Below are 13,436 nucleotides of genomic sequence, written 5' to 3' on the forward strand. Positions count from 1 at the left end.
TGATAGGCAGGGTGTGTAAGTGCTGTGAGGCATTGAGCTAACCTGTACTAATTGCCCGTGAGGCTTAACCATACAACACCCAAAGGGTTTTGATGGACTCAAATAAGAATATTGAATGTGTGATGTAACTTTTAAAACAGCTTTCTAGATTATTAAACTGGCCTTGATGGCGAGTTTAAACAAAATTTGCTTGGCGACCATAGCGCTTTGGAACCACCTGAACCCATGCCGAACTCAGAAGTGAAACGAAGTAGCGCCGATGGTAGTGTGGGGTTTCCCCATGTGAGAGTAGGACATTGCCAAGCTTCAAATTATGGACACTTGCGAAAGCGAGTACGCCACTGCGGAGTGGTAGTTCAGTTGGTTAGAATACCGGCCTGTCACGCCGGGGGTCGCGGGTTCGAGTCCCGTCCACTCCGCCACTTATTTGAAGGTTTCGACCTTCGGTCGAATGAGTCCCGCTGGAGCGCCAGCCCGGCCATTCCGCCACTTTTTCAAAGACAATGTTAAGTCTCTAAAATAACTGCAGGGGTGTAGCTCCAATTGGCAGAGCAGCGGATTCCAAATCCGCGTGTTGGGAGTTCGAATCTCTCCACCCCTGCCATTTTCGAAGGCTCTGACTTAGGTCAGAGCCTTTTTCGTTTTTGCTTCTTCCAAAGCGATATGTTGCGAGTAGTAGCGTCAGCCCGGTCGAATCTCCGGTTGGCTTTCCTGGTACTCCGAGCAATATTTAAGGCCTCACTCTTTATTAATAGAAAGTGAGGCCTTATTTTAGTGGTTAAGTTTATCGCCTTGTTTATTCTGGTTTTTTACACTTTGCTGGCATAAAAGTAAATTAAGTAAAAAGTCGCCTACAGCATTTAGTGTATATTTCCCCTCCCTAGATATTAAATGTCGATACTCAAGTCACTACTATGAGCTTGTACATGTTGTCATGGTGGCCCCAATTAGCATGGCCGTTACAATATATTTGCTTGTTAGGATTCCTAATCCTAGAGCGTTGATGGCTTTATTCATGATTCTCTCCTTAAACTATCGCGAAATACTTTTGTTCACTATAGCGGTTATGTTTAAGGTTTATGGGAGGCAAGCTGAGTTTTGAATAATTGTTAACATATTGTTTTTAAATATGTAATAGGGAGCTCAGGGTTACAATTGCATACAAAGTGTTTCTATTTGACGTATCTATGGACGATTGAGAGTTAAAGTGCTGTCAAGGGCAAAGTCGCCTCGAACATGATTGATTTAAGCGAGAGCGCAGTAAATGTGAGTGGAACAATTTTTGTAGAAATCCTTGCGATGTTTCACTTTAACCTCCCTGAACTTAGGCGTTGCTGAATTGCTGAGTGAGGCAATAAAACGCTAAAAGTACTGTGCAAATCACACAAAATCGCTTAAGATTTGCGCCCCTCAATGCCACTAGGTGGTGTTGTCCTGACTTGATATCAGATTAGAGTATTTAAAATATGTTTACACCAGAATTACTATCGCCAGCCGGTAGCCTTAAAAATATGCGTTACGCTTTTGCCTATGGAGCAGATGCGGTATATGCGGGTCAACCGCGCTACAGCCTTCGCGTTCGAAATAACGAGTTTAATCATGAGAACCTAAAAATAGGTATCGATGAAGCTCACGAGCTAGGTAAGCGTTTCTATGTAGTATGTAATATTCAACCGCATAACTCGAAACTAAAAACGTTTATTCGCGATCTAAAACCTGTGGTTGAAATGGGCCCAGACGCACTAATTATGTCGGATCCTGGATTGATCATGATGGTTCGTGAAGCTTTCCCTGATATGGCCATTCATCTCTCAGTTCAAGCGAATGCGGTTAACTGGGCTACAGTGAAATTCTGGAGTACACAAGGTGTAGAGCGTGTGATTGTGTCACGTGAACTCTCTCTTGAAGAGATTGCAGAGATCCGCGAACATTGCCCGGAGACTGAGTTAGAAGTCTTCGTACACGGTGCGTTGTGCATGGCTTATTCTGGTCGTTGTCTTCTTTCTGGCTACATGAATAAGCGCGATCCAAACCAAGGTACTTGTACTAATGCTTGTCGCTGGGAATACAATGTAGAGCAAGGCAAAGAAGACGAGTCGGGCCAAATTGTCGAAAAATTTGATCCTACGGCACAGGCTATTGAGGTTCAGGACGAAAGACCTGAAACAACGATTGGTGCAGGAAAACCGACTGACGAAGTTGTCCTACTGTCAGAAAGCCATAAGCCAGATGAGAAAATGGCTGCATTTGAAGATGAGCATGGTACATACATCATGAACTCTAAGGATCTTCGTGCGATTCAACACGTGGAACGCTTAACTAAAATGGGTGTGCATTCGTTGAAGATTGAAGGACGTACTAAGTCTTTCTACTACTGTGCACGTACCGCTCAGGTTTACCGCAAAGCCATTGACGACGCTGTAGCGGGTAAGCCGTTTGACGAATCCTTAATGACTACCCTCGAAAGCTTAGCTCACCGTGGATACACCGAAGGGTTCTTACGTCGCCATACACATGATGCGTATCAGAACTATGACTATGGCTACTCTATTTCTGATTCACAACAGTTTGTCGGTGAGTTTACCGGTAAACGAGATGGTGACTATGTTGAAGTCGAAGTTAAGAATAAATTCTTAGTGGGTGACAGCCTTGAACTGATGACGCCAAAGGGCAATGTTGTGTTTAACCTTGAAGCGATGAAAAACCGTAAAGGCGAAGTCATTGACGACGCTAAAGGTAACGGCCACTTCGTGTTTATACCTGTGCCAAAGGATTTGGACCTCAACTTTGCATTGCTTATGCGTAACTTGAGTGAGGGGCAGGATACCCGTAATCCAACAGGTAAATAGTTATGGCGCTCAAAATTAAGTCTAACTGCATTAATTGCGATATGTGTGAGCCAGAGTGCCCCAATAACGCAATTAGCATGGGAGACGAAATTTACGAAATAGATCCCGATCTTTGCACTGAGTGTAAAGGTCATTATGACGCACCAACCTGCCAGTCAGTATGTCCCATTACTAAGTGCATCATTACCGATCCACAGCGAGTGGAGACTGAAGAGCAGCTTCTTGATAAGTTTGTCATTATTCAGGGATTAGCTTAGCCTGTTTTGTCAATCACAGACAATAATGCCCAGTATCTACTGGGCATTTTATTTTGTGTACAGCTAGTACAATACTTATTCTGAATCAAACCCACCTAAGGCATCATATAAGTTTGGCAAGAAGACCTCGAACTCTCCGCAAATGAGTGCCATATCGGCATCAAAGCGGGCGTCTTTATCCTCACGTGGAATGTCATCATTCTCGTCTTTTAGCTCATCCGAAAACTTGAGGCGTTTAATACTGCCATCGTCGGCGAGGACAAACTCAATTTTATCTTCCCACTGTAACGCCAATTTGGTTACAAGTTTATCCAGCTCTAAGTGCTGCTTGATTTCGTCACTGAACAAGTTTTGATTTTTACAGCGAATGACGCTGTCGTCGGTAACTGATTTAAGCTCTGCTTCCATCAACACTTCGTAGTTTGCTGGGGCGCTATCTTGCTTAATCCATTGCGTTAGCGTCACTTCGATTGCGTCGTTTGGAATCGCTGGAACCACAGGTAGACTGCCGATTGATTTACGCAACAATGCGAGAGCTTCTTCTGCTTTAGTGTGACTGCTGCTATCGACAACGACCAGGCCTTGCTTCTTCAAAATGACAATGGGAATAAAAGTACTTTTGGTAAAAGCTTTAGGGAGCAGGTCAATCAACACTTCATCTTTAAGAGTGTCTTTTTCTTTTTTCGTCAATGCACGAGACTCGTCAGCTTGGGCGAGCGCAACTTTTGACTCTACCTGATCTTTAACGACTGAAGCCGGCAAGATTTTCTCTTCTTTGCGAGCTTTAAGAAGCAAGTTATTGCCGACCGCATGGATAAGTGTATCGCCCATCACTGAACTCCAGCCAAATTTTTGTTTGTCTTGGCTACCACATGGCGTAAAAGCAAATTCAGCCAACTGGCTTTCGAAGGTTTCTAGGTTCTCTTCCAGTTCTTTGTTTAGTCGGTAAACCAGCGCGTTCTTAAACCACATATTTTTGTCCATCATGTCTCAAAGTAGGTCAATCATAGGGATTTTTAGATAAATTTCTATGATTATTAGCGCGGTATGACTAAATGAACGTTGTGTGATATTTTGATTGCACAATTCACATTAATGTCATACAAAACATTGATAATCCGTCGCAACGTTATGGAATAAGGGTTTATTGACTATGGCTATTCGCGTTCTCATTGTTGAGGATGAAGCTCCAATTCGCGATATGTTGACTTTGGTGCTTGAACAACAAGGCTATCAAGTGACAGCTGCTGAAGATTATGATGCTGCGTTGCGTTTAATTTGTGAGCCTTATCCTGATCTAATCTTGTTGGATTGGATGCTACCTGGTGGTTCGGGCATTAATCTTATTAAGCACCTCAAACGACAAGAAATGACACGCAGTATTCCCGTTGTGATGCTTACGGCTCGTGGCGAAGAAGAAGATAAAGTGAAAGGGCTTGAAGTGGGTGCAGACGACTACATCACTAAGCCATTTTCTCCTAAAGAGATGCTAGCGCGCCTTAAAGCGGTTATTCGTCGTGTTTCTCCGGCTGCTCTAGAAGATGCTATTGAAGTGCGTGGACTAAAGCTAGATCCTGTATCGCATCGCGTATCAGCGGACGAGAGTCCAATCGATATGGGTCCTACAGAATTCAAAATGTTGCATTTCTTCATGACTCACCAAGAGCGAGTGTACAATCGCGAGCAGCTTCTTAACTACATTTGGGGGACCAATGTTTATGTGGAAGATCGTACGGTTGACGTGCACATAAGACGATTGCGCAAAGCACTAGAGCCAACAGAGCATGACAAGTTGGTGCAGACGGTACGTGGTGCCGGTTATCGTTTCTCAACCAAAGTATAAGGTTGATAATAAACTGAAATGATTGAGAAACTGACCTGGAAAACGCTGCTTTGGCAGCTCACCTTGTTTTATCTTCCGTGGTTCTTTATTGGATGGCTTACAGGCAGCTACGCCAATTTCCTGCTATTGGGGTCGGTGATCCTAATAGCGTGGCAGACAGTCAATCAGAAGCGCTTATCGGACTGGTTATTTAGCGATAGGCGCCTTAGTCCCCCTAAAAGTAGTGGCAGTTGGGAGCCTTTACTCAACGGTTTATATCGTTGGCAAGGACAGCATCGACGTAAGCGTCGTGATTTGTCTAATCTGATTCGTCGCTTTAAAAACGGTGCAGAATCCCTACCCGATGCCGTTGTCGTATTTCGCAGCGAAGGACAAATTGTCTGGTGCAATAGACTCGCGCAGCAGTTGCTTGGTTTTCGGTGGCCCGATGACAGTGAACAATCTATCTCTAACCTCATTCGTTCCCCTGATTTTATTAAATACTTACGTCGCAATGAGTTTGACGAACCTCTGCAAATGCGGTCGCCGCGTAATGTAGAGAATATTCTTGAATTTCGAATTGTTCCTTACACTGAAGGGGAACATTTGATGGTGGTCAGGGATATTACTCAATTACGACAACTTGAAGGAATGCGAAGAAACTTCTTTGCTAACGTTTCTCACGAGTTGAGAACGCCGATGACGGTACTCAAGGGCTATCTCGAAATGATGGAAGATCCCGCTATGGTGCCGGGACTTTGGCCCAAAGCACACGGTGTGATGACTGAGCAACTTAATCGAATGAATGGGCTCGTAGAACAGTTACTGACGCTGTCTAAGATCGAAGCCGCTCCTCATAATGCCCTCGATAATGTCGTAGAAGTGCCCAAGATGCTGTCAGTCTTAGAGGACGAAGCCGTTGCACTCAGCGGCGGTCGTCACAAGATTGTGTTTGATGTCGATACTGAGTTACGCGTGTTTGGCGATGAAGATCAACTTCGCAGTGCGATGTCCAACTTAGTGTATAATGCGGTTAAATATTGTGGTGAAAACGCGACCATTAACGTCACCTGGAAACGTAAGGGGACGGGTGTTCTATTTTCGGTGAAAGATAATGGTGTGGGCATTGAAGCGAAGCACTTACATCGATTGACCGAGCGATTCTACAGGGTAGACAAAGCGCGATCTCGAGAGAGCGGTGGTAGTGGACTAGGTCTCGCCATTGTTAAACACGCTCTGAATCACCATGAATCGATGCTGCAAGTTGAGAGTGAAGTAGGGAAAGGGAGTCATTTCTATTTTGAATTTCTACACAACTGGGTGGCTTAGCAGAAGACACGTAGATGAACGCAATAAGAGAGTAAAGGCCGTCAATGGGTAATCACTTTCACCCTGCGAAGGTACTATGTTTTATCGTTTTACTATTTAGCGTTCCGCTACAAGCGAAGTTAATCGATTATCAAAAACAGCCCTCACTTCGCGGCCAAATAAATTCAGTCGGCTCAGACACTTTATCCACGTTAATGGATGAATGGGTGTCTGAGTTCACGCGTCTATACCCAAGGGTAAATATCCAGGTGCAAGCCAGTGGTTCATCGACGGCAGTGCCTGCACTTACCGAAGGCACTGCACGCTTTGGACCAATGAGTCGTCCAATGCGCGACAGTGAAATTGATGCATTCAAACAAGCCCATGGTTACCCCCCAGTACAGCTTAAAGTGGCCATCGATGCTGTTGCTGTTTATGTCAATAGTCGTAACCCGATTGACGCGCTAACCATTGGTGAAATTGACGCTATTTTTTCTGCTACTAGACGCTGTGGACTGCCGCAATCCATTCGCAAATGGCAGCAGTTAGGTGTGTCTGAAGATTGGTCTCAACGTACAATTCAAAGTCTCGGACGAAACTCGGTATCTGGAACCTATGCGCAATTCAAAGATTTGGCATTGTGCCAAGGAGACTTCCATCGACAGGTCAATGAAATGCCAGGCTCAGCATCTGTGGTGGAATCGGTTGGTCGAGACATTAGCGCTATTGGCTATTCGGGGGCGGGTTATGAAACATCGAGTACCAAGATTATTGGCGTTATTGGATTTGATAACCAAGTGACCTACCCAATTTATCAAGATATCGTCGGCGATAGATACCCGCTTTCTCGCTACTTATATCTCTACATCAATAAAGCCCCTAATATTCCGATGCAAGCGGCCGAGCGCGAGTTTCTAAAGTATATTTTTTCCTCCGAAGGGCAAGCCATCGTAGAGAAGGTTGGTTATATTGCGGTTTCTCCTGAAGTAGCAGAAAGTGAATTGAGTAAGATCTCGTCAGCGAGTCTGGGAGAGTAGCGGTGGGATTTAACTTACAGGAAAACAATAGCAAACGATTAAGGCTAGATCGCATAGGTCGTTGGACTGTCAGCATTGGTGGTGTAAGCATATTGGCAATGCTTCTGCTCATCTTTGTTTTTTTAACGATGGAACTCATTCCCATCTTTAACCAAAACAACCGACTCGCTGAAGGTACAGACAGTTTAGTGCTGCCAGAGAACGCTCAAGCCATTTACGCCAGTCAAGTCAGTGACACTGTCTATGCTGTGGACGACAAAAATGATTGGTTCCAACTGTCGACTGCCACACCTGTTGCAAAACGAGAGATATATATTCACCCCGGCTTTACACCAATCAATCGCGGTCGCGAACTGTGGCGTATGGAGACGTCGGGCAGAAATCAAGTTGATGTCTATTCATTAGATGACACGGTTGCCACTTCACACAGCATAGAATTGCCTGTCGATCTCAATGAGGTGCAATCCTTATCGTATGTTGCTAAAAGCCAAAGTCTGACCTTAGTTGGCACGACAGATAGTGAATTGTTTACAGCTTATTTGAGTTCAAAAGGCAAGCGTCAGGTAACGGTGCTCAATAGGCAGCGTCTCGCCATTGAGGGTGTTGCATTATCCAGTGCCGGTGACGGACTTCTGTTGTGGGGGAAGGATAACATTTTGATCAGTCGTCTGAATGGCGCCGATATCCACACGCTAGCGACGATTGAAGGCATTGACGAAGACATCGTAGAGGCGCATTTGATACCAGGGAGTTTTGGCTTTGTCGCGCAAACGGCAAGTGGAGAGCTACAGTATTGGTCGATGTTATCACTTCAGCAAGGTTTTCAGATCCAAAAATTAGCGCACCTTGATATGGGTGATCCGCAAGCTGAATGGGACTTAATGCATCGACACCGAACCGTACTTATTTTTGAACCGAGCAAAGGGGTAACAGCTTGGCAACTGACCAACAATACAACTTCTGAACTCCTTTCTTTTGATACAGCAGTGTCAGCGGCGGTTAATTTTACTTATTTACCTAACATCGATAAAGCGGTGTGGTGGAGTGGGGATCAGCTACATCGTCTTCCAATGCGGGGCTATCGACCAGAATTGTCGCTTAAAAATGTGTTTGGAAAAGTGTGGTTTGATGGCTATGAAGAGCCTGAGTTTGTATGGCAAACAACAGCACTGGCTGACAATTATGAGGCGAAGGTCAGTTTAGTCCCACTAGTATTTGGCACCATCAAAGCTGCTTTCTATGCGATGTTGTTTGCAGTGCCAATCGCTATTGGTGGCGCGATTTATACTGCGTATTTCATGTCATCGGCCCTACGAGCGTGGGTGAAGCCAACCATTGAGTTAATGGAAGCGTTGCCTACCGTTATCATCGGTTTTCTAGCCGGTTTATGGCTTGCACCCATGATCGACGAAAATCTGGTAAGCAGTGTGCTATTTTTATTTCTGTTTCCACTGCTTATTGTACTGGTATCGTTTATTTGGTCATGGGTACCTAAAAAGGTCACCAGCAATATCCCAAGCGGGCTGCACCTAATCACCGTTGTACCGATGATCATTTTCTCTTTGTTGCTAGCGCAATGGGCTGCGCCAATCATTGAAAATGGCTATTTTTTTGGCGACGTTCAAACCTACTTAGCCGATCGTGGTATCGCTTATGATCAACGCAATAGTTTTATCGTAGGGATTGCGATGGGCTTTGCGGTCATTCCAACTATTTTTACGTTAGCCGAAGAGGCGATTTTCTCTGTCCCTAAACATCTTTCCCAAGCGGCGTTTGCATTAGGTGCATCCAAATGGCAGGCTCTGAGCAGCGTAGTGTTACAAACCGCAAGCTCTGGAATAGTGTCGGCGATTATGGTTGGGCTGGGCAAAGCCGTTGGTGAAACCATGATAGTTTTGATGGCGACGGGTAATACGCCAGTCCAGGAGTGGAATATTTTTGAAGGTATGCGTTCACTCGCCTCGACAATTGCGATAGAGATGCCGGAGTCGGAGGTTGCGAGCAGTCACTATCAAATTCTCATTCTGTCTGCATTTTTGTTATTTGTATTTACTTTTTTACTCAATTCATTGGCTGAGATGATTCGCCAACGTTTGAGAGAGAAGTATCGATCTTTGTAATCGGTCTGGAGTTTGATCAACATGAAATGGTTACGAGATGGAACAGGATGGGTTTGGTTAACAGCAGGAATGCTGGGTATTGCGCTGTTTTCTGTATTTAGCGTTTTGTTGATTGTTGGCTGGCAAGGGTTATTTTATTTTTGGCCTCAATCACTGATTGAGTGGAATTCCAATGACACTCAATCAAGGATCATTGGTCAGATCTATCAGAAAAACAGCAGCAATTGGCAACCCGTAGATGAAGAGCTTTGGACGATTAAAGTTGCGAATCGCGGCTACAATGATCTGGACTTTATCACCGTTGCTCGCAGTCAATTACAAGACCCATTAACACCTAAAGATGTAGCGGTTGTTGGGCGTTTAAAGGGCGGTGATTTTTTTGGGCGAGTTGTAGGCCTGAAAACAGAGCACGACGATATTATCGACCTCTCGGTAGAGCGCATTGAACAAGTTGTCGATGCGGCGCAAAGCAGTCGCGATACCATTGAATCTCTAACTGATGACGATATCAAAGCAAAAGCCTATCAAATTGAACAACTAAAGCAGAAACTGGCTCAACCGCTCAATAGCAGTGATTCACGTGTTCTTGCACTAGAGATAGCGCAGTTAGAGGAACAGGTAGAAGCTTCTGAATTTCGAGTGACAGAGCTTCGAGAAAATCTTATTGCTGAGCAATTGATTGTCGAAGAAATGGGTGGCGAAAAGGTTGCTATCCCTATGTTACTGGTTGAACAAGTCTATTTTCCCAATGCGATGAATACCTTTGAAAAAACCACTCATTGGTTGGTAGAGATCGGGCGATTTATTTCAGACAACCCACGCGAGGCTAACTCCGAAGGGGGTGTGTTCCCCGCGATATTTGGCACTGTGTTTTTGGTGATCCTTATGTCAATTGTTGTTATGCCTTTAGGCGTGATTGGTGCCATATATTTGCACGAGTATGCGGGCAACAACTGGTTCACTAAAATGATCCGAGTCGCGGTGATCAATCTCGCGGGTGTGCCTTCTATTGTGTATGGCGTATTTGGGCTCGGTTTCTTTGTCTATTCGTTTGGTGGCAGTATCGATGCTTTGTTTTATTCCGAGAAATTGCCGACACCGACGTTTGGCACTCCAGGGTTGCTCTGGGCTGCGTTGACACTTGCATTGTTAACGCTGCCTGTTGTGATCGTCGCAACAGAGGAAGGGCTATCCCGAATTCCACCGGGGTTAAAAGATGGCGCTTATGCATTGGGAGCCACCAAGTTTGAAACCATATGGACATTGGTATTGCCCATTGCGAGACCTGCATTGCTTACCGCCTTAGTGTTAGCGATTGCTCGGGCAGCAGGAGAGGTTGCGCCATTGATGTTGGTGGGTGTGGTTAAATTAGCCCCAAATTTACCTGTGGATGGCCAGTACCCCTTTATTCACCTAGAGCGTAAATTCATGCACTTAGGTTTTCATATCTATGATGTTGGCTTCCAAACCAGTAATTTGGAATCCGCGCGACCTTTAGTTTATGCTACGTCAATGCTGCTATTGACTGTGGTGGTGGGGCTTAACCTCACCGCAATTCGTATTCGTAATAACCTTCGTAAGAAGTATCAAGCAATGGGAATGGAGTAATATGTCGTCGAGTTCCGCTTTTACATTTAATGCGCCGACGCGTATTCAAGACCTACCCAGCGAAAAAATCGCCATTGATATTGACGATTTTAGCCTGAGCTACAACGACACGCCTACGCTACACAATATCAGTATGCGTATACCAAAACGCCAAGTTACAGCATTCATTGGGCCCTCAGGTTGTGGTAAGTCGACGTTGCTTAGAAGCATTAACCGACTTAATGATTTGATTGAAGGCTGTCAACTGAGCGGCGATATCAAAGTTCATGACAAAAACGTCTATGACGCCGATGTGGATGTCTCTAAACTTCGACGCCGCGTTGGCATGGTTTTCCAAAAGCCGAACCCTTTTCCCAACTCTATATACGACAATGTCTGTTATGGTCTTCGTTTACAGGGAATCAAAGAGCGCCGCACCTTAGACGATGCCGTTGAAAAGGCGTTGCGAGATGCCGCGCTGTGGAAGGAAGTGAAAGATAAACTCCATAGCAACGCATTTGAGCTTTCTAGTGGACAGCAGCAACGCTTAGTTATGGCTAGAGCGATTGCTATCGAGCCAGAAGTGCTGTTATTGGATGAACCAACCTCGTCCCTAGACCCAATATCTACATTGACCATTGAAGAGCTTATAAACGAGCTTAAAACGCGCTACACCGTTGTGATTGTCACACACAATATGCAGCAAGCTGCCAGAGTAAGTGACTACACGGCATTCATGCATATGGGGAAATTGGTCGAATATAGAGATACAGATTCACTCTTTACCTCACCAAGACAAAAGCAGACAGAAGACTACATCACGGGCCGTTACGGCTAATAGTACGCAGGGATTACACAGGGTAATACAATGCAATTTGGACGACACATATCCGAGCGCTTTAATGTCGAACTCGAAGCCATACGCAGTAATGTATTGGCTATGGGCGGCATGGTTGAGCAGCAGTTTGCTTTTGCCATGCAAGCGTTACACAAGCAAGATTTTGAGCTTGCTCGCCAAGTGGTAAAAGATGACCGCAAGGTGAATGCGATGGAAGTCAGCATTGATCAAGCTTGCACACGTATTATCGCTCGGCGCCAGCCTACCGCGAAAGACTTGCGTTTGGTGATGGCAATCATTAAGACCATTACCGATCTAGAGCGAATTGGGGATGTTGCCAGTCGTATCGCTAAAGCGGCCATTGAGACGCCTAACACCGAGCCTTATCAAAAGTATCGCTCTGCGTTAGAAGCGCTAAGCCAAAAAGCACTCAATATGCTGCATCAAGTGCTCGATGCGTTTGCTCGAATGGATGTTGAAGCCGCAGGAGAGATCCATAAGTTAGATGATGACTTGGATAAGGAGTACAAACAGGTAGTTAAACACCTAATGGAATTTATGCAAGATGATCCAGACACCATTCCCGATATTCTTCAAGTAATGTGGTCTGCGCGCGCCATAGAGCGAGTCGGAGACCGGTGTCAGAACATCTGCGAGTACATCATTTATTTTGTAAAAGGAAAAGATGTGCGACACCTCGATGAGGATGAAATCGCCGATCTTCTCCGTTGAGAAAGTAGAAAGTGTTGAGGTAAAACTATTTTAATAGCTGAGTGACTGCGTGGATTTTATCAAAATCGGTTACAGGGATAGAAAAATCATCAACATCCAAGCTTCCCATGGTCGCATCCACGTTTCGATATTGCATGTTACTGTCGCGTAGAGTTTTACCAGATAAATGAACTTCACGAACCCCAGTTTTAGCCACAATTTTAGCCACATTATCCTGATTAATACCGGCACCCGCCATAATAGATAAGCGGCCATTAGCCTGTTTAACCATGCTAGATAGAGTTTCAATTCCTAATTCAGCGTTCGCTTTACCACCAGAGGTGAGTACACGCTCTATACCTAGACTTATTAAGGATTCAAGAGCGTCGATATGATTGTTGCAGTGATCGATGGCACGGTGAAAAGTTACTCCTAATGGGCCCGCTAGTGCAATAGCTGCACGGCAAAACTCATGGTCGATATTGCCATCCGTATGCAACGCACCTATTACGATACCATCAAGATTAGCTTGTTTGGCTTGATGTATGTCGAACAACATTTGCTCTTTGTCATGATCGCTAAACAAGAAGTCTCCCTGCCGAGCCCTAATCATTGCGTATACCGGAATGTTGCAATGACGCCTAGCCAAACTCATCAGCCCAGCGCTTGGGGTTAAGCCACCTACTTCTAGTGAGGAGCATAACTCTATTCGCCCAGCGCCAGCCTTGACGGCAATCAGCAGTGACTCAATATGATCAACACACACTTCAGTAGAAACAGACATCAAAACACCTTAGTAAATTTAGCGGCTGTAACAATAACAAAAAAGCCAGCACACAGTGCTGGCTTTCATCAATATTTAGGCTTGTTAGCTAATTACTTAACCTATACCTTGGCTGCTAATTGC

10 protein-coding genes, 2 tRNA genes, 1 rRNA gene and 1 pseudogene are annotated in these 13,436 nt (G+C 45.0%); 12 read left to right on the forward strand and 2 right to left on the reverse strand.

Annotated elements, in window-relative coordinates; genetic code table 11:
* Positions 1-189 precede the first annotated feature (189 nt).
* The 5 genes from rrf (at position 190) to JQC93_RS18175 (ending at position 3,106) form a co-directional block, all read left to right on the forward strand.
* Positions 190-305 (forward strand): 5S ribosomal RNA (gene rrf / locus JQC93_RS18155).
* Positions 306-345: 40 nt separating this feature from the next.
* Positions 346-422, forward strand: a tRNA-Asp gene (locus JQC93_RS18160).
* A 105-nt stretch (positions 423-527) separates the two neighbouring features.
* Positions 528-604, forward strand: a tRNA-Trp gene (locus JQC93_RS18165).
* 862 nt (positions 605-1,466) lie between these two features.
* A complete protein-coding gene (gene trhP / locus JQC93_RS18170) occupies positions 1,467-2,849 on the forward strand; it encodes a prephenate-dependent tRNA uridine(34) hydroxylase TrhP (RefSeq protein ID WP_205159775.1) in 1,383 nt (460 codons plus the stop codon).
* Positions 2,850-2,851: 2 nt separating this feature from the next.
* Complete coding sequence (locus JQC93_RS18175) at positions 2,852-3,106, forward strand: YfhL family 4Fe-4S dicluster ferredoxin (RefSeq protein ID WP_084886694.1); 255 nt, start codon at positions 2,852-2,854, stop codon at positions 3,104-3,106.
* A gap of 75 nt (positions 3,107-3,181) precedes the next feature.
* On the opposite strand, the gene rdgC is transcribed toward JQC93_RS18175, so the two are convergent.
* On the reverse strand, positions 3,182-4,078 hold the full coding sequence (rdgC, locus tag JQC93_RS18180; RefSeq protein WP_205159776.1) for a recombination-associated protein RdgC: 897 nt from the start codon (positions 4,076-4,078) through the stop codon (positions 3,182-3,184).
* A 181-nt stretch (positions 4,079-4,259) separates the two neighbouring features.
* Between rdgC and phoB the strand changes: the two genes are divergently transcribed.
* The 7 genes and pseudogenes from phoB (at position 4,260) to phoU (ending at position 12,550) form a co-directional block, all read left to right on the forward strand.
* Positions 4,260-4,949 (forward strand): phosphate regulon transcriptional regulator PhoB, encoded by a 690-nt coding sequence (gene phoB / locus JQC93_RS18185; RefSeq protein WP_084886696.1) that lies wholly within the window; start codon positions 4,260-4,262, stop codon positions 4,947-4,949.
* 18 nt (positions 4,950-4,967) lie between these two features.
* On the forward strand, positions 4,968-6,257 hold the full coding sequence (gene phoR, locus JQC93_RS18190) for a phosphate regulon sensor histidine kinase PhoR (RefSeq protein ID WP_205159777.1): 1,290 nt from the start codon (positions 4,968-4,970) through the stop codon (positions 6,255-6,257).
* 44 nt (positions 6,258-6,301) lie between these two features.
* On the forward strand, positions 6,302-7,273 hold the full coding sequence (locus JQC93_RS18195; RefSeq protein WP_205159778.1) for a PstS family phosphate ABC transporter substrate-binding protein: 972 nt from the start codon (positions 6,302-6,304) through the stop codon (positions 7,271-7,273).
* Between the two features lie 1,085 nt (positions 7,274-8,358).
* Positions 8,359-9,393, forward strand: a pseudogene (locus JQC93_RS20530) (ABC transporter permease subunit); the annotation flags it as partial.
* 21 nt (positions 9,394-9,414) lie between these two features.
* Entirely contained in the window at positions 9,415-11,001 is a 1,587-nt protein-coding gene (gene pstA / locus JQC93_RS18205) for a phosphate ABC transporter permease PstA (protein ID WP_205159779.1), read from the forward strand.
* 1 nt (position 11,002) lies between these two features.
* The gene (gene pstB, locus JQC93_RS18210) at positions 11,003-11,818 is read left to right on the forward strand and encodes a phosphate ABC transporter ATP-binding protein PstB (RefSeq protein WP_205159780.1); all 816 of its coding nucleotides are present in this window, start codon (positions 11,003-11,005) and stop codon (positions 11,816-11,818) included.
* Between the two features lie 30 nt (positions 11,819-11,848).
* A complete protein-coding gene (phoU, locus tag JQC93_RS18215) occupies positions 11,849-12,550 on the forward strand; it encodes a phosphate signaling complex protein PhoU (RefSeq protein ID WP_205159781.1) in 702 nt (233 codons plus the stop codon).
* 25 nt (positions 12,551-12,575) lie between these two features.
* On the opposite strand, the gene JQC93_RS18220 is transcribed toward phoU, so the two are convergent.
* A complete protein-coding gene (locus JQC93_RS18220) occupies positions 12,576-13,313 on the reverse strand; it encodes a copper homeostasis protein CutC (protein WP_205159782.1) in 738 nt (245 codons plus the stop codon).
* Positions 13,314-13,436 lie beyond the last annotated feature (123 nt).

The organism is Vibrio ulleungensis (assembly GCF_016900875.1).
GTDB classification, from domain to species: Bacteria; Pseudomonadota; Gammaproteobacteria; order Enterobacterales; family Vibrionaceae; genus Vibrio; species Vibrio ulleungensis.